This window comes from Burkholderia alba (assembly GCF_034721475.1).
In the GTDB taxonomy this organism is placed as follows: Bacteria; Pseudomonadota; Gammaproteobacteria; order Burkholderiales; family Burkholderiaceae; genus Burkholderia; species Burkholderia alba.
On sequence record NZ_JAWJWL010000138.1, the window covers coordinates 1 to 1,202 of the forward strand.

The window sequence follows — 1,202 nt, forward strand, 5'->3', positions numbered from 1 at the left end:
ATACGTTCTCTATTTGCTACTGCGTCGTTCCGGGGAGGTTAGACGCGTCCCCACTATAGGCGTCAGGCCGAGCCGGCGCCAGAAAGGCGGTGCCCCGCTCGCTCACATCCGACCCGCTGGCTACGCCCTCACCCACTTGGCGTCATGGTCGATCAAAATCCGCACCAGCCACGTCCGGCAGTCCCGGCACCGGTACAGCTCGACTGCGGGCCGATCCGCCAACGTGCCCACGCCAGCCAGTCGCAGCCGCGTGGAGGCCATGGTACACGAGGCATCACCGGCCGCTTCACGGCACTCAAAACAGGCAGGGGCCATGGATCGCCTCCTCGGTCGATTCATCGCCAGTAAGTCGCCCTCTGGTGAGTGCCGTGGGGTGCTGCCTCACCAGCGTGGACGCCCTGGCGACAAAGACGAAACATCTAAAAAGAACCCCGGCCGTAGCCGGGGTATCCCAATCCTACGCCTCCCGGGGAGGAGGTCGAGGAGACCAACTCTCACTCTACCCGCTCTCCTCCCGTGCCGGTCAGTATGAAACGTCAAGCATGGTCAGACACCATCCCCTCCTAATCACATACAGCAAAGTTATCAGATGGGGGGGTTTTGGAAGCAATCCACCCCTTCACTTGACGGCACTTCCCGTTGCCGCGACCGCGTGCCGGTCGGGCGGCCGTGGCCACCTGCCGCTCACGCGGCCGCCGCGCGTGACGGGCAGCGTCGACGCGTCGCGCGGCGCACCGGGGCGGCCAGCGGCCGCAGGCGCGCCCAGGGATCTTCGTCGTTTTGCTGCGGAATCTGGCGATCAAGTGCGCTCTGGCAGCCGCCGGGCGGCTGCCTCCCGGACGGGATCCGATCGCCGCCGGCGGGCACCAACCAAAAGGAAACCCGGCCGAGGCCGGGTGTGGAGGCGTTGCTACTGTTGGGTGAGCGCGTCGCCGCGCGCCAGGCCGGCTACAAATGCCGGTCGACGTCCATGCGCTGATGCAACACCCGGATCACGTCCAGCGTGGCCGTTGTTGCACGATAGAACACTACGTGCGACCCGACCAGGTAGCGCTGATAGTCATCGCGCGCGCGGCTCGGCCGCCCCCGCCCACTCGCCCCGCGCCAGGCGCTCGAACGCCTCAACCAGGTCGCCGACGTAGCGCTCGGCCTGTTCGAGTGACCACTGCTCGAACGTATAGGTCCAGATGTCCTCGAGATCG

The 1,202-nt window shown here is 66.3% G+C and carries 1 pseudogene; it reads right to left on the bottom strand.

The annotated features are described in order from the left end of the window. Window positions 1-948: 948 nt before the first annotated feature. Window positions 949-1,189 (bottom strand): annotated as a pseudogene (locus RZR99_RS33545) (type II toxin-antitoxin system RelE/ParE family toxin). Window positions 1,190-1,202: the final 13 nt, after the last annotated feature.